Genomic DNA, 20,645 nt, shown 5'->3' on the forward strand with positions numbered 1-20,645 from the left:
TAATGAAACACGAATATTATAAAGAATACTATGAACTTGAGAGAAATCACTGGTGGTTTAAAGCAAGAGAGAGGATATTAGTTAATTATATAAAAAAAATAGTTAAAAAAGGATATTTAAATTCAAAAGAGTTAAACATATTAAATGTTGGATGTGGACCAGGAAGAACATCTGAGTTTTTATCTGATTTTGGAAAAGTGACATCTATTGAATATGATGAATTTTGCTGTAGATTTGTAAAAGAACATACAAATCTTGAAATTATAAACGGGTCAATTACAGAATTACCATTTGAAAGCGAGACTTTTGATTTGGTATGTGCTTTTGATGTTATAGAACATGTTGAAGACGATCAATTAGCCGTTAATGAACTAAAAAGAGTTATAAAAAAAGAAGGGTTAGTATTAATTACCGTTCCTGCTTTTATGAGTTTATGGAGTCATCATGATGTAATTAATCATCATTTTAAAAGATATAAAAAAGATGAAATAAAAACATTATTTAAAAAAATAAATAACGGTGAAGAAGTATTTTCTTCTTATTTTAATTTTTTCTTATTTGTTCCGATTTATTTCTTTAGAAAAGTGAGTAATATGCTTAAATTAGGAGAAAAAAGAATTGGATCAGGAAGTGATTTTGAAGCATTTAAACCAGGTTTTTTAAATACTGTACTTTTAAATATAATGTATTTTGAAAGTAAATTTATAAATTTAAAAATAAGTCTGCCTTTTGGAGTTTCAATAATATATAATTGGAAAAAAAATAGTTAATATGATTAATAATTTAATAAATAATAAATATTTCATTTCATTTATTGTTGCAATTATAGTTTTTCAAATTACTTATGGTTTTGTTGCATTAAACCCAACTAATATAAATTGGTTAATGTCTGCATATCACGATTGGGGAACTCATTATTTAGGAGCTGCTTTCTATAGAAATGAACCTTGGGGATTCCCTCTAGGTGAAATGAATAGTTTATATTATCCAGTAGGTACAAATGTTGGCTTCACAGATTCTATTCCATTACTAGCTTTTTTAACAAAATTGTTTTCAGCAATTTTACCAGAGAATTTTCAATATCTTGGAATTTGGCTTTTTATTTGTATATTTTTTTTAGCATATTACACTTTTAAAATATGTACTCTATTAAAGACTAATTTTTTTTTATCGATTTTTACTGTGATCTTAGTTGTTTTGAACCCAGTGTTTATTTTTAGAGGAATTCATCCAGCACTAAGTTCTCATTTTTTGATTTTAGCTTCAATTTATTATTACTTAATTAAAACTAATTATGACAATTCACGCAAAATTAATATTTATCAGATAGTCATTATATTTATTGCTTCGACAATAAACCCATATTTAACATTAATGATATTTGGTTTTAATGTTGCTTTACCAATAAAACATTATCTGATTGAGAAATCTATAAATCTAAAACAATTAATTTTTTTCCCAATTATATCTATATTTTCAGTAGTTTCTTTTTGGATTATTTTTGGAATGATACAATTTAAAACTTCTACTGATTTAGCTTCTGTAGATAGCTTTAACTTATACAGTTTTAACTTAAACTCCTTTTACAACTCTTATGGGTATTTTTCGAAATTTTTACCTAATTATGGATTTGTTAATGATAAACAATATGAAGGTTTTGCTTACCTTGGTATAGGAATTATTCTATTAATCATAGTATCAACAATAATAATTGTATTTAACAAAAGAAAAGGTTTTTTTATTAATTTAAAAAAAATTATACCAATTCTATTGATTTGCTTGATACAATTTTTATTTGCTATTACAAATCAAATAACTTTTAATGAAAAAATTTTATTAGATTTTCCTATACCAAGTTTAATTGAAAAATTAGGGTTTATTTTTAGAGCAAGTGGTAGATTTGTTTGGCCACTTTATTATTTAATTTTTATTTTTTCAATTTTTATTTTTTTTAAATCAAAATTAAAATTTTCATTAAAAATAATTATTATAAGCATAATAACAATAATACAAATTTATGATATACAACACTTAATAACTTTTAGGGATTTAGAAAATGCTGAATATAACCCTCCAATAAATCAAAAGAAATGGGTATCTATATTTGAAAATTTTGAAGAAATTATTACTTATCCACCTTTTGAGACATCTTTGAATTACAATATGGATTATCAAGATTTATGTTTAATAGCACTAAAAACTAAAAAGCCTATCTCAAATGGATATGTAGCAAGATCTAATATCATTGATAAAAATAAATTTATAGAAAGTGTTAGTAATGATATTAATTCTAGTCAAGTTTCAAATAGTAGATTGTATGTAACGACAGCTGAATACTTACAGGATTTTTCAAGTTTATTGAGTGATAGTCGTGTGACCTTAAAGAAAAGAGATAAATATTTTTTTATGTATGATTCAAGAAAGAAAATTGATGTTCTATTCGAAGAAGATGATCGTAAATACATAGACTCTCTAAAAGCCCAATTTAAATTAATTTATAAGACAAAAGAAATTAACAAAGTTTTTAAAGAAACAAATGATATTAAATTCTATATTGACAAACTAAAAAAGGAAAATTTAAAATACTTTATTGAGGGATGGGGTTTTGTTGAATCAACAAAGAATAATTCCAAAGATTCAATTTTTATAGTATTAAAAAATGACTTTAAACAGTATTTGATATCTACTAAAATGTATCCTAGACCAGATATCACAGAAGTATATAAAAAAGAGAACCTTAATAATTCAGGTTTTAAAATTACCTTATCTAATAAAAATATTCAAAGTGGTGAATATTCATTAGGAATTCTTATAAAAAAGAATGATGAATCATTACATTTTAAAATTACAAATGAGAAAATAGTAATTCCTAAAAAAAACGAATTTTTAGCAAATTCTAAAATAGAATTAGATTTAAATTTAAATATTTTTGATACAAAAAACAAATCCAAAGAAGGAATTTTGTTTTATGAAAACAGTTCGGTAATTTCCTCAAATATTAGTTTAGAAAAGGGAGATTATATGCTTGTAATTAATGGATTGAGTTATCCAGAGACACCAATAAATGGAGAAAATGCACATTTTAAAATAAAAATAGGAGATATCTTAAACGAAATTTATTTATCAAATGATTTTAATAAAAAAGAAAATTATATTTCATTTAGTTTAAAAAATAAAAAAACTTTTAACTTAGAGTTTACTTTTGATAATGATATTACGGTTGATAATAAAGACAGAAATGCAATAATATCATCAATTAAAATTTATAAAAAAGACTAATAAAATGAACCTTTATTTAAGTAATAAAATTAAAAAAATATCTTTATTGTTGATGATAATGGTAGTTTTTTTGCACAGTTACAATTTAGACACAAAAGGTTTATTTCAAACTTTAGTAATAAACAAAAATTACAATTGGATAATTCAACATTTTATTTCATATGGAATAACCAGAATTGCAGTTCCTTTGTTTTTTATCATTTCAGGGTTTCTATTTGTTTATGATAGTAAAATATCATTAAATGAATTATGGGTTAAAGTTAGAAAGAGAATAAAGACAGTTTTAGTTCCTTTTTTAATTTGGTCATTATTAGCTATTATTTTTTATTTTATTTTACAACTAATTCCTAAAGCGCAATTGTTCTTTACCAATAAGCTAATTATAAATTATACATTTATAGATTTTATAAATACGTTAATTTATAAACCAATTCCATATCAACTTTGGTTTATGAGAGATTTAATGATTTTAGTGGTTTTATCACCTATTATTCTATTTCTTATAAAGAGAATAAAACTAATTTTTTTAGGAATAACATTAGTTTTATGGTTTTTGAATTATAATTCAGTATTTCTAACATCAGAAGCACTTTTGTTCTTTATTATAGGTATACTTATTAGTAAAGATTACAAGCAATTAATCGAACAAATAATTATAGCAAAAGGATTGCCATTAATATGGCTACTAGTTTTGATTTTACAGCTTGTTTTTTTGTTTTATGATTATAAAATTCTTGCTGCAACATTTTCTAAATTTTCAATTTTAATTGGTGTTCCTTCTTTTTGGGTTTTGTATGATTTTCTTAATAAGAATATCGTTTTTGAAAGAAAACTCAGTAAATTCACATGGATAACTTTTTTTATTTATGCATTTCATGAACCTTTTTTAACTTTTATAAAAAAAATAACTTTCTTTTTATTGGGTAAAAGCAATTTAATAATATTGGTTAATTACTTCTCCGCTCCTATAATCACTATTTTAGCAAGCGTATTTTTCGCTTATGTACTAAAACGAACATTACCAGTAGTTTATAATTTTATAACTGGAGGAAGATAAATTTTTCACAATTTATAATTGAATTAAAAAATAGTGTAGATTTGCAAAAAAAATAAAAAATGAAAACAAATAAATTATTTTTAGCATTATTGATGCTATCAGCACTTGTTAGTTGTAAAAAGGAAGAATCTAAAGAAAATACAGATGTAACTTCAAACCCAACTAAGAATATATTTACAATAACTTTAAATGCTGTTGTTCAAAAAGACGACAGTTTTCAGGTTTATTTTAAAGACGTTGATAATGATCAAGTTCCTTTTGAGGAATCAAAATCTGTTTACATAGACGTAAAAGGTAGCGAAACAGCGCAAGATATTGTATTTAATTTACCAGAAGATGCTTATCCTGCTCAAATTAGATTAGATTATGGTATAAATAAAGAGCAAACAGCGATAAAAATAAATTCTTTTAAAATAAATTATTTGGACAAAACTTTAGAATTAACACCAAATGAATTTTTTAATCATTTTATTTTTAATGAAACTACTTTAGTTAAAGACACTATCAATAATTTAATTAAACCAATAATTTTTGATGGAGGTGGTTATGATCCAATGTCTTATTCAGAGAAACTTTTAAATGATAAACTTCAAAAAATCATTAAATAATTCAAAAAAGATTTAAAAATAAAGGCTGGTTTTCAAACCAGTCTTTATTTTTAAATATATATTTGTAATGCAAAGTAATTACATAAAATTGTATACATTTTTTAAAAAAATATTTTTTAACAGAACTATAAAAAACTTTAGTGTTTATGGTTTTGGACAAGCGGTCAATATTGTAAGTCCGTTATTAATAACTCCTTATTTAGTAGCTATTTGTGATTTAGATAAATTAGGCATTATTGCCATTGGTCAATCAATAGCTTATATACTTATTGTTGTAGTAGATTATAGTTCCTATATAATTGGTGTAAAAGATATTTCTATTAACAGAAATAATAAATCTGAATTAGAAAAAACGTATGCCATTATATTTTCCTCTAAATTATTTCTACTGTTTTTTATACTATTTTTTGCAGCTTTAATGATTTATTTTATTCCATATTTTTATAAAGAAAAATTAGCCTTTATTTTTAGCACATCAATAATTATAGGACAATTCTTAAATCCTACATGGTTTTTTCAAGGAATTGAGAACTTCAAATGGATTACAATAATTAATGTATTATCAAAAATGATATATGTTTTAGGGATATTATTTTTTATAAAAAAGGAAGGAGACTTTATATATGCAAATTTATGGCTTGGTTTAGGCTTGATTATATCAAACACAATTGGTTTAATATGGATTTCAAATAAATTTAAGTTTAAATTTACAGCTATTTCTTTTTCAGATATTAAAAATTATATTGTTTCAGATTTTTCATTTTGTGTTTCACAATTGTTTCTTGCAACACGAAATTATTCATCTATATTAATTATTGGGTTTATTGGTGGTGATTATTTAGCGGGTCAGTTTAAAATCATAGAACAAGTTATAAATCTTTTTAGAACTTATTTACAGATGTTTTTTAAATTTTCTTTGAGTTATGTTTTTTTTGAAATGGACAAAAGCTTTAAAACAGGTTTCAGGTTATGGAAAAAATTTAATATAAGTAATTTTATTATTCTCTTATTTTTTGTGTCAATATCATTTATTTTTTCAGAAAGAATTCTTCTATTCTTTAAAGTAAATCTTAATGAATTAAATGAATTAAATCTATATTTGCAAATTGCATTAATAATCCCTTTGCTAATAGGTATTACACTTCCATTGGAACAATTGCTTTTTAGCTTAGAAAAAAAGAAAATATATATTAAAATAACAATTTTTATTACAATGCTAAATCTTTTAGCATTGTTTATAGCAATGAATTATTTTAAACTATATGGTGTTTTAATGACATTAATAAGTATAGAAATTTTATTAGTTATTATTTATTTGAAAGCATTAAATTTATCTTCAAATAATATAGTTAATAATCTCAAATAATAGATAATCAATGATTAGTAGGCTGAAGTTATTATATAAAAAAATACATCAAAAATGGAATTATGATGTGCACAAAACACTTCTATTAAATGGAAAAATTCTTTCTTCTTTAAATAATAAAAAAGAAAATATTGCAAGTTTGGATGAAGTTGAATTTCAAGTTTTTTCTCAAAGAGGAGAAGATGGTGTAATACAATATATTATAAATAAAATTGAAATACCTAATAAAATTTTTGTTGAATTTGGAGTGGAAACTTATACAGAATCAAATACAAGGTTTTTGTTAATGAATAATAATTGGTCAGGTTTAGTTATAGACGGAAGTAAAAAAAACATAGATTTTATTAAAAACGATTTTATTTACTGGAAGTATGATATAACAGCAATTGAAAGTTTTATAACTAAAGATAATATTAATAATTTAATTTCTAATTATACTAATATAGAAGATATAGGTTTATTAAGTGTAGATATTGATGGAAATGATTATTGGGTTTGGAAAGCTATAGAAACAATAAAGCCAAGAGTTGTTATCTGTGAATATAATTCTGTTTTTGGTTCTAAAGAAATGGTAACTGTTCCTTATAAAGAAAATTTTATTAGAAGTAGAGAGCATTATTCTGAATTATATTTTGGGGCATCATTAGCTGCATTTTGTGATTTAGCTGATAAAAAGGGGTATGATTTTATAGGAACCACATCTGCGGGTGTAAATGCTTATTTTGTTAGAAAAGATTTGTCTTCACCATTCAAAAAATATTCTTCAGAAAACGGATTTAACGAATCAGATAACAGAGATTCCAAAGGAAAAAAAGGAGAATTACTTTTTCTAAGACACTCACAGAGGATTAAAATTATTGATCATCTACCAATTTATAATGTAACAACGGGCCAAATTAAGCAGATAAAATCTTTAAATTTGTAGCATGCTAGCTCAAAAAAATCAAAATTTATATCAAATTCTTTATTTTTTATGTATTGCAGTTACATATCTAAATAATTATGAATTAACATTTGCAGTTTGGTTTGTTACAATTGTTTTAACAGTAAGAAAAACTTACTCCATTACTTTGATTCATTATACGATTTGTTTTTTATCAATTTTAATAATTGCATCTATTGTAAGTATTTTTAGAAATAATCAATTATATAATATTATTAGAGATTTAACGTATCTAATAAAACCAATATTAGGTTTATTTGCAGGATACCAATTATGTAAATTTAATAGTAAACGAGCTTTAAATCTTATAGTTTACACAGGACTTTTAATTTCTATAATTCACTTAGTGATAATAATCTCAGCTTTTATTGAATATAAAACGCTAACTGTTAATTTAATTAGAAAAGCTGGAGGATATTTTAGTGATTATGAAGTCTACACTCTTTTAATTCTTATCTTTTATAAAAAATTTCAGTTAAACATTTCAAAGTCTAAAATTAGAATATTTATCTTAATTGTTGGTTTATCTAGTTTTCTTTACTTAGCAAGAACAAATTTTATTCAATTTTTTATTCTTTTTTTAGGTTTAAAAGGATATTATAAATTAAATATAAGAGCAATAAAGGTTTTATTAAGTACAGTTTTAGTTGTTTTAATTGGATATTCAATTATCTTGTCCATAAATCCTAAAAGAGGAGGAAAAGGATTTGAAGCCTTTTTATATAAAGTGAAAATAGCACCAATCGAGCCTTTTAAAACAAAAATAAATAAATCAGACTGGAAAGATTTTAATGATAATTACAGATCCTATGAAAATATTATAGCTGTTAAGCAGGTGTCAAATAATGGTATGTTTGCAATTATATTTGGAGAGGGTTTGGGTGCAACATTAGATTTAGGTAGAAAAGTTTTGTCTAATGATGGAGAATATGTTAGACATATTCCTATTGTACATAATGGATATATGACCGTTTTTTTAAAATCAGGAATTATTGGTGTAATTATATTATTATATTTTTTAATTATTTTATTTAGACAAAAGAGTTCAGAAATTTCACTTAATAATCAAATTAATAATTTATTAATAGGGACTAGTGTTTTTTTGATTTTATCAAATTGGGTTTTTCTTGGTTTATATTTAAAGTTAGATAACAAATCAATTTTAATAGGCTATCTGATCTGTCTTAAGATTATAGTTCAAAGAGAAAATAGTATTCTAAAATTAAGTAATGAAGATGAAAAAAAATATTAGGATATTTGTTGACTGTCACGTTTTTGATTACGGTTTTCAAGGGACAAGAACATATATTCAGGGAATATATAAAGAATTTATAAAAGATGAAAGTTTTGATTTTTATTTTGCAGCAAATAATATAGAAAATTTGAAAACCATTTTTGGTGTATCAAAAAATATATTTTATGTTAAATACTCGTTTAAAAATAAATTTTTAAGACTTTTAATTGATATTCCGAATATATTAAAAAAAGAAAAAATTGATTATGCTCATTTTCAATATATTGTACCTCCAATAAAAAAATCTAAATATATTGTAACGACTCATGATATTTTATTTATAGACTTTCCAATTTATTTTACTTTCTTGAATAGGATAAAAAATACTTTTCTATATAAAAATTCAATTAATAAAGCGGATATAAAGTTAACGGTTTCTCAATACTCTAAGCAAAGAATTGTAGAACATTTTAATATAGATGTTAAAGAGATTCAAATAACTCCAAATGCTGTAGATTCAGTTTTTTTTCAGGAGTATAATAAAACAGAAATAATAAAAAAAGTGAAAGAAAAATATTCTTTAAAAGATTATATTATTTATGTAAGCAGATGGGAACCGAGAAAAAATCACGAATTAATACTCAAAGCATTTATTGATTTAAAGCTTTATGAAACAAACCACCTACTATTCATAGGTGATACAACAACATTAAATAAATCTTATTCTGAAATATATGATAATATTGGTGATGAAATAAAAAATAAAATTATTTGTTTGCAAAAATTAGATTTCGAAAACATGCTTATGCTTCTAAGAGGAGCTAAGGTATCTATTTACCCTTCATTAGCAGAAGGATTTGGAATCCCTCCATTAGAATCAATTGCAGGAAAAATCCCTACTATTTCTTCAAATAAAACTGCTATGTCGGATTTTGAATTTATGAATAATTTTTTATTCAATCCTTACGATTTTGAAGAGTTTAAAATTATTCTAAAAAAAATACTTGAAAATGATTATAATGAAGAATTTAAATTGCTTTCAAACAAAATTAGAGAAAAATATAATTGGTCAAAATCTATGTATGTTTTAAAAGAAAGTATTTTAAAAGATTATTATAATTAAGCTATTGGTTCTTAGCAGTACCACTTCCAAATAATTTATTCTTAGTCTGAACCAAAAAGTTATAGTTTTTAGCTAATTGCTTTTTAAAGAAAGAAGCATCATCTTTTGGGAACCAATCGGTTGTTCTAGGGATCTCCAAATGTCTATTGTGTATTTGATAAGCATAAGTAGCAATAGATGTTCTATATTTGCCTTCTGGAAAATTTGTCATATCATATCCATGAAGTGTATATGGTCCACATTGTTGAATGATTAATCTGTTAAAAGGCACATCTAACTCTGCTTCTTCATCTGTCCTTAAATCTCTAATCTTAAGCCCACCTTTGTACTCCGGTTTCCAATCTTTGTTTAAATAAAGCAATAAGTTTAATTCTCTGTACCAATTTTTATTGATAGGATGATAATTAAAATCAAGATGCATATCTAAAAAACTATTCTTTTTACCCTGATGTAATCCACCTCCGTGATTTTTTGGATCAACAAATATTTTTTTTGCTGTAATAAATGATAAAATTTGATTAAAACGATCTGAGGATAAATCGTTATATAGTTCTTCTAATTCAGGTGATAAAACTTTGTAATTTGATTTTTCGAATTTATTATTTGCAAAAGCATAATCTCTACTCTTGTTTTCTAATTCTGGAATTGAAGCATAAGCTCTATTTAATTTTTCTTCATTGCAAAATCCGTCAATTATTAGATGAGGAAATGGTTGAGCGGTTAAATATTTTGTTCTAAGTGCTTCTTGATTACTTTCTAAAAACTCGAAATTTATCATAATAATGTTCTTGTAATTGAGCAAAAATAGAAAATAAATTAGATAAATTAGATGACATTTGTCATAAACCTCAAAAAAATGGTCTTAAATGATTAATAAACAAAAGAGAACCCTTATTTTTGCTTTTGTTAAAAAAATCTAAATGAAAATTGGAGTTTTAGGAACGCGCGGAATCCCTAATCATTATGGAGGTTTTGAGCAGTTTGCAGAATTTTTCGCAACTTATGCCGCAAATCAGGGACATGAAGTATACGTGTACAATTCCCACAGTCATCCTTACAAAGAAACAGAATTTAAAGGTGTCAAAATTGTACATTGCTACGATCCTGAAAATAAAATAGGTACAGTAGGTCAGTTCGTTTATGATTTAAACTGTATTTTAGACGCTCGAAAAAGAAATTTTGATATTATTCTCCAATTGGGGTATACTAGTAGTTCGGTATGGTTTTCTCTGCATCCGAAAAATGCAATTGTGATTACGAATATGGATGGTTTAGAATGGAAACGAACTAAATATTCTAAAAAAGTGCAAAAAGCCCTTCAAATAGCAGAACAATTAGCTGTTAAAAAAAGCGACTATTTAATTTCAGATTCGTTAGGTATTCAAAAATACTTGAAAGAAAAATACAAAAAAGAAAGTACTTATATTGCTTATGGAGCTCATAATTTTGACAAACCAAACTCTGAAATTTTAAAGCAATATAATGTTGAGTCTGAAAATTTCAATATGATTATGGCTCGTTTTGAACCCGAGAACAATATTGAAATGGTTTTAGATGGAGTTAGTAAATCCGATTTAAAAACACCCATTTTAGTAGTAGGGAATCACAACACAAAGTACGGAACTTACTTGAAAAAAAAATTTTCTAGTTATGAAAATATTCGTTTTTTAGGGGCTGTTTACAATTTAGAACATCTTGATAATTTACGTTATTATTCAAATTTATACTTCCACGGACATACCGTTGGAGGAACTAACCCTTCTTTATTAGAGGCTATGGCTTCAAAAGCGCTAGTAATTGCCCATAATAACGATTTTAATAAGGGCGTTTTACAAGAAAATGCATATTATTTTTCTTCAGCAGATGAAGTTAAAAAAATCTTAAATTCAATTAAAAAAAATGATAACTTGCACTTCGTTGAAAATAATTATGACGAAATCGCTTCAGTTTTTAATTGGGAAAAAATAAATGAACAATATTTACAGCTTTTTAAGCAATGTTTGGAAAGAAATTCAAGAAGAAAATAAACAAAATAAGGCATTTATCCCTTTTGTATTATTATTGATAACTTTGCCTATTTCGATGGCAGTTAATAATGTATTGTTAGTTGTTTTCTTTGTTTCTTCACTTTTTTATGTTGGTAAAAAGAAGCTGGTTTGGTCTATTACATTTTTCACCCCTATTTTTTTATTTTTTTGGATGAGTATTTCTTATTTTTGGTCCATTGATTTAAAAAGAACGTTAATAGCTATCCCAAAAGAAATTGCTTTATTTCTTATTCCAATTGCGTTTATGCTAGTTCCACCTTTCACAAAAAAGGGTAAGGAGAAGATTTTAAAGTACTATAGCTATACTATGTTGGGATATGTTGTGTATTTTTTTATTCGTGCTTGTATTCGTTTTTTTATAATAAAAGAAACAACTGTTTTCTTTTATCATGGACCAGATAATGAAACAGACATTGGTTTAGTTCCAAGATTATTAAATGCAATACATGTTTCAGTTTTTGTATCTATTGCTTTCTTTTATTTTTTTATTAAAGAGAATAAATCTAAAATAGATTATTTTTTTTCTCTTTTATTATTCATCTTTGTAATCTTATTATCTTCCAAAAATATAATAATAATATTTATACTATTAATCTTAGTTCAGATATCTTTTTATTCTAAACTAGCGAATCGTTTTCGTTTGAGAAATCTTTTCCTTCTTTTTTTAGTTTTGGGTCTTTTATTATCTTTTAGTAAAATTAAAGAACGATTTTTAATAGAATTTAGATCTAACACAGAAAAAAGTATTACTCACAGTGTGGGACTAAATAATAATAATAATGATGAAGTAAACAATATAAGTATATATGATGCTTGGAATAAGGAACAGTTTACACATAATGATTATTTTCCAGGAACAGCATTTAGAGTATATCAAATTAGAATGTTTGTAGAATTTTTAAAAGAAGAATCTATTTTTTTTAAAGGCTTTGGATTAAATGCGTCACAAAAAAAATTATTAGAAAAAGAAAAGTTTTATAATTTGTATCCTGGGTATGGTGATTATAATTTCCACAACCAGTATGTGCAAAATTTTGCTGAGCTTGGTGTAATTGGGTTTTTGTTATTAGTAATCATTTTGTTTACTAACCTCAAAAACGCATTAATTTCAAAAGATTTTATACATATAGCTTTTGGAATTCTAATGATAAGCTTATTTTTGACAGAATCTTTCTTGTGGAGACAAAGAGGGGTATTGTTTTTTATGCTTTTTTATTGTCTCTATAACGTAACATCAAATTTTCGACTAGAAAAAAAATAAAATGAAAAGAATATTAATTACAGGAGCAGCTGGTTTTTTAGGTTCGCATCTTTGCGATCGATTCATAGCGGAAGGGTATTTTGTTATAGGAATGGATAATTTAATTACAGGTGATTTAAAAAATATTGAACATCTTTTTAAAGAAAAGAATTTTGAATTTTATCATCACGATATTACTAAATTCGTTCATGTGCCAGGTAAATTAGACTATATTTTGCATTTTGCTTCACCAGCTAGTCCAATTGACTATTTAAAAATTCCAATTCAAACATTAAAAGTTGGTTCTTTAGGAACACATAATTTATTAGGTTTAGCTCGGGTAAAAAAAGCACGTATTTTAATAGCTTCGACTTCAGAAATTTACGGAGACCCATTAATTCATCCACAAACTGAGGAATATTATGGAAATGTCAATACTATTGGTCCTCGTGGGGTTTATGACGAAGCAAAACGGTTTCAAGAGTCTATAACAATGGCTTATCACACGTTTCATGGTGTAGAGACTCGTATTCTTCGTATATTTAATACCTACGGCCCACGTATGCGATTAAATGATGGTAGAGTTATTCCAGCTTTTATTGGTCAAGCATTAAGAGGTGAAGATTTGACAGTTTTTGGAGATGGAAGTCAAACACGTTCGTTTTGTTATGTAGATGATCAGGTTGAAGGAATTTGGAGGTTATTACATTCTGATTATCATTTACCAGTTAATATTGGTAATCCAGATGAGATTACTATAAAAGATTTTGCAGAAGAAATTATTAAGTTGACAGGAACAACTCAAAAAATAATCTATAAGGATTTGCCAATGAATGACCCATTGCAGCGTCAGCCAGATATTTCAAAAGCAAGAGAAATATTAGGTTGGGAACCCAAAATAGGACGAGCTGAAGGAATGAAGATTACTTACGATTATTTTAGGTCACTTTCTCCTGAAGAGTTAGCAAAAGAAGAGCATAAAGATTTTACTAAATATATTTATTAAATTGTCACCAAAATCTGGAAGATATTCGGGGTATTTAAGACCTTTTTCTTATGTAATTGATTTGTTAATTATCAATTTACTAGTGGTAACTTTTTTACCGAAAGAATTAAATAATTTAAGTTTTCATCTTTTTTTGTCTTTATTTTGGTTGGTTATAGCTTGGAATGTTGCTTTTTATGAGGTATTTCGCTTTACAAAAATTATCCAAATATTAGGAAAGATAATAAAACAATATGTGTTGTTTTTAATTTTTGGCTTTGCTTATCTTGGGTATTTTTATAAGTTTTCAAAACCATCTCAGATGGTTTTATATATGACATTTTCAATTGGTTTAATTTCTACAATTAAGTTTTCAATTTTTATCTTTTTAAAAAGATTTAGGGCAACTTTTGGAGGGAATTTTAGAAGAGTTGTAATAATAGGTAGCGGTAATAGGGTTAACCAATTAATAGATTTTTTTAATGGAAACCTAGATTATGGATATAAATTAGAGCAAGTATTTGATATAAAAAAAAATAAATCTAAAGAAATTGATACTATTTTTGACTTTATTTTATTAGAAAAAATAGATGAAATATATTGTTCTCTATCAAGTTTAAGTAATGATGAAATTAATCGATTTGTAGATTTTTGCGATAACAATTTAAAAAAAATTAAATTTTTACCTGATAACAAAGAAATATTGGCTAGAAATTTAATTTTAGATTATTATGGGTATATACCAATAATTTCATTAAGAAATATTCCATTAGATGAATCAACAAATAAAATAATTAAGAGAATTTTTGATATTTTATTTTCAATAATTGTGATTTTGGGTATTTTGTCTTGGTTAATACCTTTATTAACTATTTTAATAAAAATAGAATCTAAAGGGCCAGTATTTTTTAAACAGAAAAGAAATGGTCTTAATTATGAAGAGTTTTATTGTTATAAATTTCGTTCAATGCAATTAAACCCAATTGCTGATTTAGAACAAGTGCAAAAGAATGACCCAAGAGTAACCAAAATAGGTGCTTTTATTAGAAGAACTAGTATTGATGAATTACCGCAATTTTTTAATGTTTTATTAGGGAATATGTCTGTAGTAGGGCCAAGACCACATATGGTAAGTCATACTGAAATGTATGCTAAGAGTGTTGATAAATTTATGGTAAGACATTTTATAAAGCCTGGAATTACCGGTTTGGCACAAACAAATGGATTTCGTGGAGAAGTTGAAAACAGTAGAGATATTAGAAACAGAGTTAAATATGATATTTTTTATATAGAAAATTGGTCTCTATTATTAGATATAAAAATTATTTTAATGACTGTCATTAATGCAGTTAGAGGTGATAAAAAAGCATATTAATGAAGGAATTGGTATCTATAATAACGCCAACATATAATTCTGCTAAGTTCATAGAGGAGACGATTCTATCAGTCCAGAGTCAAACCTATTCGAATTGGGAAATGATTATTGTTGATGATGGCTCTACTGATACTACTGTTAAAATTATTGAGGAAATAATTAAGCAAGACGATCGAATTCAATTTTATAAATTAGAAAATAATTCTGGACCAGCAGTTACCAGAAATACTGCTATTGGGAAAGCGAAAGGGAAATATTTGACATTTATTGATGCTGATGATATTTGGTTTCCTGATTTCATTAAAAACAGTATTGATGTAATTAAACAAACAAATATTCCTTTTGTTTTTTCTTCCTATAAAAGAGCTAACGAAAAGTTAGAATTTGTTTTCACTGATTTTATTGTCCCAAAGAAAGTTACTTATACAGACATCTTGAAATCGAATTCTATTAGTTGTTTGACGGCATTCATTGATATAAAGGTACTTGATAAAAAATTTATGCCATTAATTAGAAAACGTCAGGATATGGGGTTATGGTTGCAATATTTAAAAGTAACACCTTATGCTTTTGGAATTCAAGAAACGCAAGCAATTTATAGAATTAGAGAAAACTCTCTTTCAAGGAAAAAGATAGATTTAATAAAATATCAATGGCAGTTTTATAGAGATGTTGAGCATTTAAATATAGTCTTATCAACCTATTATATGTTACATTGGATGTATAGAGGTTTTATGAAGTACAGAAGTTAGAGTAAGGATTCAAATTGTTTTAATTTTCCTCTTTTTGTTCGCTTAAGAATTTCTTTTCTGTTATAGGTAAAATGCAAATTGGGCTCTAAATATTTTGAAATTGCTTTTTCGATTTCTTCTATTTGCAAAGCGGTTAACTCAAACGTACTTACATAATCAATTTCGAAAGTATCTATTTTTATTTGTCGAATTATAAATTCTTTGACATTACCATCATCTTCAATAATACTTTTAGTAACATAATAAAAAGTTAAGCCAGGAGATTTTTTTCCACTAGGTAAAATAGCAATATCGTTTGTTCTTCCAGTTAGGTTTTTAAGTATAGGTTTTTTAGCAGTACTTTTTTCATCCAAAACCCCAATGTCGCCAATTTCATAACGAATAAAAGGGTGCGCTTTATTATAGAGAGAAGTAATAACTATTTTTCCTTCTGTACCACGTGGAACAGGTTGGTTATTATTGTCAAGAATTTCAATAAATAATGTTTCGGCATTAACTTGCCAATCACCAGCAGTATTTTGAAAAGCAATTAAATCGAGTTCAGATGCTCCATATTCGTTTATTATAGGAACACCTAAATGTTTTTCTAATAGCTCTTTATCTTCTTTAAATAGCATTTCAGAAGTCACCATGCAAACTTTTAAAGTAGGACAAATATCGGTTAATATTAAGTTTTTTTCTTTAAGAAACTTTCCAAATAGGACAATTGAACTCGTGTAGCCATTAATATAATTGAACTTTGAACTTTTAAATTTTTTTAATATTCCTTCGAGTATTTTATCAGATAAATCAAAAATAGGAAAACGAAAACGTCTACTAAGATAATCTTTTAGACGTTCTTTTTTATTACCAATAAAATCTAACGGAATTCCATAAAAACGTGCTTGATATGATGAATTAAAATCAATGTCATACCAACCAAATCTATAGATTATCGATGCCCAAGTCAAAGCATGGGCTTTTTTGTCTTTGGCAAAAACAAATGGATCTCCACTAGAACCAGATGTTTTGTTTACAAAAACTGTTTTTTCAGTATATCCTTTAGATAATCTTTCTAATAAAGGTTTTTGTAGATCTTTTTTTGTCAAAACAGGTAAATCATTCCAATCTCTAAAAGAATCAGAGCCAACTAAATTCTGATAAAAAGAGTTGTTTTCTAAGTGAAAAGTAGCAATTTCTTTTTTTTTAATCTCAATATAATCGTGGTATTGTTCTTCTGGAATTTTTAAAATTGTATCCAATTCAACTATAGCTTTTTCAATTGGAAAGCCATTCAGTTTTAAGGTAAAATTAAATAAGTTGAACATGAAATAAATTTAATATTCAAAAATATAAAAAGGAGAAATGATAAACTATTCTGTTGAAACTTTTTTTTCTATTGAAAACAAAGTATTTTTGCGAAATACTAAATAGAATCCAGTTTTGGATATAACAACACACACAATGAAAATTTTATTATTAGGTTCTGGTGGACGCGAACATGCATTAGCATGGAAAATGCTTCAAAGTTCTAAATGTTCTTCTCTATTTGTTGCACCTGGAAATGCAGGAACAGCAGCAATTGCAGAAAATGTAGCTATTAATCCAAATGATTTTAAAGAGATAAAGAATTTTGTTTTAACTGAAAAAATAGAAATGGTTGTTGTTGGACCAGAAGATCCATTAGTAAATGGTATTTATGATTTTTTCAAAAAAGACGCATTAATAAATACTATTCCAGTAATTGGACCTTCTAAACTAGGTGCTCAACTAGAAGGGAGTAAAGAATTTGCAAAGGAGTTTTTGGTTAAACATAATATTCCAACGGCAAAATATGAAAGTTTTACAGCGGAAACGGTTGAAAAAGGTTGTCAATTTTTAGAGACATTAGAAGCACCATACGTATTGAAAGCCGATGGTTTGGCTGCAGGAAAGGGAGTTTTAATACTCCACGATTTAGAAGAAGCGAAAAAAGAATTAAGAAGCATGTTAGTAGATGCAAAATTTGGTCAAGCTTCATCTAAAGTTGTTATTGAAGAGTTTTTAGATGGAATAGAATTAAGTTGTTTTGTATTGACAGATGGAAAGTCATACAAAATTTTACCTACAGCAAAAGATTACAAAAGAATAGGAGAGGGTGATACAGGTTTAAATACAGGTGGAATGGGAGCCGTTTCTCCAGTTCCTTTTGCAGATCAAGTTCTTTTAGACAAAATTGAAAATAGGATAGTGAAACCAACTATAGACGGCTTACAGAAAGATGGAATTGAATATAAAGGTTTTGTATTTATTGGACTTATTAATGTTAAAGGTGAACCAATGGTTATTGAATATAACGTTAGAATGGGTGATCCTGAAACGGAAGTTGTAATGCCAAGATTAAATAGTGATTTGGTTGAAATATTTGAGGCAATTTCTAAGGAAGAATTAGACAAAATAACCCTTGAGATTGACGAACGAGCAGCAACTACTATTATGGTTGTTTCCGGAGGTTATCCTGAAGATTATGAAAAAGGTAAAGAAATTACTGGAATTGAAACTATAAAAGATTCTATTGTTTTTCATGCTGGTACCAAATTAGAAAACGGAAAAGTTGTTACTAATGGCGGTAGAGTTTTGGCTATTACTTCTTATGGAAATAATTTTCAAGAAGCCATAAAAAAATCTTATCAAAGTATAGATAAACTACAATTTGATAAGATGTATTATCGTAAAGATATTGGTTTTGATTTGTAAATAAAGTTCCTCTTAAATGAGGAATTTTATTTTAAGAATGAATGAGCAGTTGTATCTTGCTCATCTTCATTGTTTGCTTTGAATATATTTAATTGTTTAATCCAATATACCATAGCTCCACAACAAATTAAAATAAATACCCAGTTTAATGTGTTTGCTGCCCACCAATTAGTCAATTCCAATTCTCTTAACCAGTCTAATGGTAAGAATAAAAAATCTGAAAAAAGCGAGCCAATTCCTTCAAAAAATGATTTCATTTTAATAATGTATTATATTTACATCACAAAAATATAAAATATCCTGATGATAGCAAGTGTTTTTAATAAAACAAGACCATTTAATTATGTAATAATAGGTACAATACTTCTCATTGCTTTTGTTTCCTATTCATTTTCTCATTCTTTGTTTAAAGGCTGGCAAGGCTTTTTATATGGAAGCTTATACTTTATCAGTATTGTTGCCTCTTGTTTTGTGGTTAATTTTATAGCTTTAAAAAACAATTTAACAAGAAATGATAACTATGCTATTTTATTGTTTTTTATTTTTTTATTGTTTTTCCCAACCATTTTTAAAAATAAAAATATACTAATTTCTAATTTTTTATTATTACTTTCCTTGAGAAGATTACTCTCTTTAAAGTCAATGAAAAACACAAAAGAAAAATTATTTGATGCTTCTTTTTGGATTTTTCTTTCTGCTTTGTTTTATTTTTGGAGTATTCTTTATATTGGTTTGGTCTTTATTTCAATTATGCTGTATGTTTCTAGAGATTATAAAAATTGGTTGATTCCTTTTATAGCTTTGTTCAGTGTGACTATTTTGTTTTTTACATTCAATTTCATGAATGCAGGTGTACCACTTGAAATTTTATTGAACAAAACATATATAAGTTTCAATTTTACTTATTTTGAAAATATTTATCAAAACATTGCACTAGCAATTTTTTCATCGATAGCTTTGTTATTTTTTGTGAGCATGATAATGACTATTAGCGCAACGCCAATAAACATGCAGTCTTCCTATAAGAAAATTGTATTCTCTTTTTTATTAGGTGTTGGTATTTATGTTTTGTCTGCCAATAAAAATAATAGTTGTTTATTATTTTGCTTGGCACCACTTTCTATAATGGGAGCAAATTTAATTGAAAATATAGAAAACAATAAGGTTAAAGAAATATCATTATATTCTTTGGTTTTTATTGGCTTATTTTTCTTTTTAATGCAACTATAATTTTATTCCATAAGCTAAATCTCCAGCATCACCAAGACCAGGAATGATGTAGTTTTTTTCATTTAATTTTTCATCTAGAGCCGCAATCCATAGATGAATATTTTCAGGAAGTTTTTCTTGTAGGTACTGAACGCCTTCTGGAGCAGCTATAGCTACAGCAATATCAATGCGTTTAGGTTTTTCCTCAGCGTTTAGTTTTTCAAGAACAGCCACTATAGATTGACCCGTTGCTAACATAGGGTCAATAAGAATTAATGATTTACCGTCTAAGTCTGGAGCTGCTTGATATTCTACTTTTATTACAAATTCGTCATCATTATTAGGATGATATCTGTAGGCTGAAACAAAACCATTGTCGGCATCATCAAAAATAGCCATAAAACCTGTGTGTAAAGAAAGACCAGCCCTTAAAATTGAACATAAAACAATTTTATCTGAAATCTGAGTCGTTTTTTTTATCCCAAGTGGCGTTTGAATGTTTATCGTTTCATAATCGAGAGTTTTGCTCAATTCATAAGCCATTATTTCACCAATTCTCTCGATGTTTTTTCTGAAGCGCATGCTATCTTTCTGAATGGTAACTTCTCTAATTTGAGCTAAAAAATGATTTAAAACAGTGTTTTCTTCAGAAAGATAATGAATATGCATAGGATTAGTTTTTGTTTTTCAGGTTAAAAGTACAAAAAAACG

Annotated in this window: 19 protein-coding genes; 15 read left to right on the forward strand and 4 right to left on the reverse strand. The window is 26.0% G+C overall.

What is annotated here, in order from left to right; genetic code table 11:
• Positions 1-2 precede the first annotated feature (2 nt).
• From ACZ49Z_RS06845 to ACZ49Z_RS06880, 8 genes are all read left to right on the forward strand, one after another.
• Positions 3-770, forward strand: coding sequence for a class I SAM-dependent methyltransferase (locus tag ACZ49Z_RS06845; RefSeq protein WP_464307437.1), 768 nt, complete (start codon positions 3-5; stop codon positions 768-770).
• Between the two features lies 1 nt (position 771).
• The gene (locus tag ACZ49Z_RS06850; protein ID WP_464307438.1) at positions 772-3,279 is read left to right on the forward strand and encodes a DUF6311 domain-containing protein; all 2,508 of its coding nucleotides are present in this window, start codon (positions 772-774) and stop codon (positions 3,277-3,279) included.
• A 4-nt stretch (positions 3,280-3,283) separates the two neighbouring features.
• Complete coding sequence (locus tag ACZ49Z_RS06855) at positions 3,284-4,336, forward strand: acyltransferase family protein (RefSeq protein ID WP_464307439.1); 1,053 nt, start codon at positions 3,284-3,286, stop codon at positions 4,334-4,336.
• Between the two features lie 59 nt (positions 4,337-4,395).
• Entirely contained in the window at positions 4,396-4,944 is a 549-nt protein-coding gene (locus ACZ49Z_RS06860; RefSeq protein ID WP_464307440.1) for a hypothetical protein, read from the forward strand.
• Positions 4,945-5,032: 88 nt separating this feature from the next.
• Positions 5,033-6,310, forward strand: a complete 1,278-nt coding sequence (locus ACZ49Z_RS06865; RefSeq protein ID WP_464307441.1) for an oligosaccharide flippase family protein — start codon at positions 5,033-5,035, stop codon at positions 6,308-6,310.
• A 10-nt stretch (positions 6,311-6,320) separates the two neighbouring features.
• Complete coding sequence (locus tag ACZ49Z_RS06870; protein WP_464307442.1) at positions 6,321-7,235, forward strand: hypothetical protein; 915 nt, start codon at positions 6,321-6,323, stop codon at positions 7,233-7,235.
• A 1-nt stretch (position 7,236) separates the two neighbouring features.
• Positions 7,237-8,505 (forward strand): hypothetical protein, encoded by a 1,269-nt coding sequence (locus ACZ49Z_RS06875; protein WP_464307443.1) that lies wholly within the window; start codon positions 7,237-7,239, stop codon positions 8,503-8,505.
• Complete coding sequence (locus tag ACZ49Z_RS06880; protein ID WP_464307444.1) at positions 8,489-9,610, forward strand: glycosyltransferase family 4 protein; 1,122 nt, start codon at positions 8,489-8,491, stop codon at positions 9,608-9,610. The genes ACZ49Z_RS06875 and ACZ49Z_RS06880 overlap by 17 nt, the downstream gene beginning before the upstream one ends.
• A gap of 1 nt (position 9,611) precedes the next feature.
• Here ACZ49Z_RS06880 and ACZ49Z_RS06885 read toward each other — a convergent pair whose 3' ends face one another.
• Entirely contained in the window at positions 9,612-10,388 is a 777-nt protein-coding gene (locus ACZ49Z_RS06885; RefSeq protein WP_464307445.1) for a 2OG-Fe(II) oxygenase, read from the reverse strand.
• A gap of 142 nt (positions 10,389-10,530) precedes the next feature.
• Between ACZ49Z_RS06885 and ACZ49Z_RS06890 the strand changes: the two genes are divergently transcribed.
• From ACZ49Z_RS06890 to ACZ49Z_RS06910, 5 genes are read left to right on the forward strand one after another with little or no spacing between them, the layout of a single operon-like run.
• Positions 10,531-11,637, forward strand: coding sequence for a DUF1972 domain-containing protein (locus tag ACZ49Z_RS06890; RefSeq protein WP_464307446.1), 1,107 nt, complete (start codon positions 10,531-10,533; stop codon positions 11,635-11,637).
• On the forward strand, positions 11,579-12,919 hold the full coding sequence (locus ACZ49Z_RS06895) for an O-antigen ligase family protein (RefSeq protein ID WP_464307447.1): 1,341 nt from the start codon (positions 11,579-11,581) through the stop codon (positions 12,917-12,919). The genes ACZ49Z_RS06890 and ACZ49Z_RS06895 overlap by 59 nt, the downstream gene beginning before the upstream one ends.
• Position 12,920: 1 nt before the next feature.
• A complete protein-coding gene (locus ACZ49Z_RS06900; RefSeq protein ID WP_464307448.1) occupies positions 12,921-13,904 on the forward strand; it encodes a UDP-glucuronic acid decarboxylase family protein in 984 nt (327 codons plus the stop codon).
• Position 13,905: 1 nt separating this feature from the next.
• Positions 13,906-15,258: an undecaprenyl-phosphate glucose phosphotransferase gene (locus ACZ49Z_RS06905; protein ID WP_464307449.1), complete on the forward strand. Its 1,353-nt coding sequence runs from the start codon at positions 13,906-13,908 to the stop codon at positions 15,256-15,258.
• Entirely contained in the window at positions 15,258-16,010 is a 753-nt protein-coding gene (locus ACZ49Z_RS06910; protein WP_464307450.1) for a glycosyltransferase family 2 protein, read from the forward strand. The genes ACZ49Z_RS06905 and ACZ49Z_RS06910 overlap by 1 nt, the downstream gene beginning before the upstream one ends.
• Here the strand turns inward: ACZ49Z_RS06910 and ACZ49Z_RS06915 are convergent.
• Positions 16,007-17,317, reverse strand: coding sequence for a phenylacetate--CoA ligase family protein (locus tag ACZ49Z_RS06915; RefSeq protein ID WP_464307451.1), 1,311 nt, complete (start codon positions 17,315-17,317; stop codon positions 16,007-16,009). The two genes, ACZ49Z_RS06910 and ACZ49Z_RS06915, sit on opposite strands and share 4 nt — an antisense overlap.
• Positions 17,318-17,453: 136 nt before the next feature.
• Between ACZ49Z_RS06915 and purD the strand changes: the two genes are divergently transcribed.
• Positions 17,454-18,725: a phosphoribosylamine--glycine ligase gene (gene purD, locus ACZ49Z_RS06920; protein WP_464307452.1), complete on the forward strand. Its 1,272-nt coding sequence runs from the start codon at positions 17,454-17,456 to the stop codon at positions 18,723-18,725.
• Positions 18,726-18,751: 26 nt separating this feature from the next.
• Here the strand turns inward: purD and ACZ49Z_RS06925 are convergent, their stop codons facing one another.
• Positions 18,752-18,982 carry a DUF6341 family protein gene (locus ACZ49Z_RS06925; protein WP_464307453.1) on the reverse strand — a complete coding sequence of 77 codons (231 nt, stop codon included), beginning with the start codon at positions 18,980-18,982 and terminating at the stop codon, positions 18,752-18,754.
• Between the two features lie 46 nt (positions 18,983-19,028).
• On the opposite strand from ACZ49Z_RS06925, the gene ACZ49Z_RS06930 reads away from it, so the two are divergent.
• Positions 19,029-19,955: a DUF6427 family protein gene (locus ACZ49Z_RS06930; RefSeq protein WP_464307454.1), complete on the forward strand. Its 927-nt coding sequence runs from the start codon at positions 19,029-19,031 to the stop codon at positions 19,953-19,955.
• Here the strand turns inward: ACZ49Z_RS06930 and upp are convergent.
• Positions 19,950-20,603: a uracil phosphoribosyltransferase gene (gene upp / locus ACZ49Z_RS06935; RefSeq protein ID WP_464307455.1), complete on the reverse strand. Its 654-nt coding sequence runs from the start codon at positions 20,601-20,603 to the stop codon at positions 19,950-19,952. The genes ACZ49Z_RS06930 and upp overlap by 6 nt on opposite strands.
• Positions 20,604-20,645 lie beyond the last annotated feature (42 nt).

This window comes from Flavobacterium sp. KY-23415 (genome assembly GCF_055384985.1).

Excerpts from the sequence above, each read along its gene's own strand:
- ACZ49Z_RS06895 (WP_464307447.1), top strand. The coding sequence starts at position 11,579 with ATGAACAATATTTACAGCTTTTTAAGCAATGTTTGGAAAGAAATTCAA.
- ACZ49Z_RS06900 (WP_464307448.1), top strand. The coding sequence starts at position 12,921 with ATGAAAAGAATATTAATTACAGGAGCAGCTGGTTTTTTAGGTTCGCAT.
- ACZ49Z_RS06930 (WP_464307454.1), top strand. The coding sequence starts at position 19,029 with ATGATAGCAAGTGTTTTTAATAAAACAAGACCATTTAATTATGTAATA.
- ACZ49Z_RS06850 (WP_464307438.1), top strand. The coding sequence starts at position 772 with ATGATTAATAATTTAATAAATAATAAATATTTCATTTCATTTATTGTT.
- ACZ49Z_RS06870 (WP_464307442.1), top strand. The coding sequence starts at position 6,321 with ATGATTAGTAGGCTGAAGTTATTATATAAAAAAATACATCAAAAATGG.
- purD (WP_464307452.1), top strand. The coding sequence starts at position 17,454 with ATGAAAATTTTATTATTAGGTTCTGGTGGACGCGAACATGCATTAGCA.
- ACZ49Z_RS06875 (WP_464307443.1), top strand. The coding sequence starts at position 7,237 with ATGCTAGCTCAAAAAAATCAAAATTTATATCAAATTCTTTATTTTTTA.
- ACZ49Z_RS06890 (WP_464307446.1), top strand. The coding sequence starts at position 10,531 with ATGAAAATTGGAGTTTTAGGAACGCGCGGAATCCCTAATCATTATGGA.
- ACZ49Z_RS06915 (WP_464307451.1), bottom strand. The coding sequence starts at position 17,317 with ATGTTCAACTTATTTAATTTTACCTTAAAACTGAATGGCTTTCCAATT.
- ACZ49Z_RS06885 (WP_464307445.1), bottom strand. The coding sequence starts at position 10,388 with ATGATAAATTTCGAGTTTTTAGAAAGTAATCAAGAAGCACTTAGAACA.
- upp (WP_464307455.1), bottom strand. The coding sequence starts at position 20,603 with ATGCATATTCATTATCTTTCTGAAGAAAACACTGTTTTAAATCATTTT.
- ACZ49Z_RS06860 (WP_464307440.1), top strand. The coding sequence starts at position 4,396 with ATGAAAACAAATAAATTATTTTTAGCATTATTGATGCTATCAGCACTT.
- ACZ49Z_RS06925 (WP_464307453.1), bottom strand. The coding sequence starts at position 18,982 with ATGAAATCATTTTTTGAAGGAATTGGCTCGCTTTTTTCAGATTTTTTA.
- ACZ49Z_RS06910 (WP_464307450.1), top strand. The coding sequence starts at position 15,258 with ATGAAGGAATTGGTATCTATAATAACGCCAACATATAATTCTGCTAAG.
- ACZ49Z_RS06855 (WP_464307439.1), top strand. The coding sequence starts at position 3,284 with ATGAACCTTTATTTAAGTAATAAAATTAAAAAAATATCTTTATTGTTG.
- ACZ49Z_RS06845 (WP_464307437.1), top strand. The coding sequence starts at position 3 with ATGAAACACGAATATTATAAAGAATACTATGAACTTGAGAGAAATCAC.
- ACZ49Z_RS06880 (WP_464307444.1), top strand. The coding sequence starts at position 8,489 with ATGAAAAAAAATATTAGGATATTTGTTGACTGTCACGTTTTTGATTAC.